Source organism: Pseudomonas leptonychotis, assembly GCF_004920405.1.
GTDB lineage: Bacteria > Pseudomonadota > Gammaproteobacteria > Pseudomonadales > Pseudomonadaceae > Aquipseudomonas > Aquipseudomonas leptonychotis.
In genome coordinates this window covers 1-218 of record NZ_RFLV01000024.1, presented here as the reverse complement: position 1 = coordinate 218, position 218 = coordinate 1, and the positions used below count along the sequence as shown (strand labels likewise).

Sequence of the window (218 nt, the reverse complement as noted above, 5' to 3'; positions counted from 1 at the left end):
CTAAAGGCGCCTTCACCAGCGTCGATGGTCAGACCTACACCTTGGTCGTGACCCCGACCGGCGGCGAGATCACCGTCGCCGTGGCCGACGGCGCTGCTGTCGATGCCGCCGGCAACGCCAGCACTGCCGCCAACGCCACCCAGGCCGTCGACATCGGCGCGCCCACCGTGGCCAGCATTGTGATGGCCGACACCGCCCTCAGCGTCGGTGAGACCAGC

1 pseudogene is annotated in these 218 nt (G+C 69.7%); it reads right to left on the bottom strand.

What is annotated here, in order from left to right:
* Window positions 1-218 (bottom strand): annotated as a pseudogene (locus tag D8779_RS20600) (hypothetical protein); the annotation flags it as partial.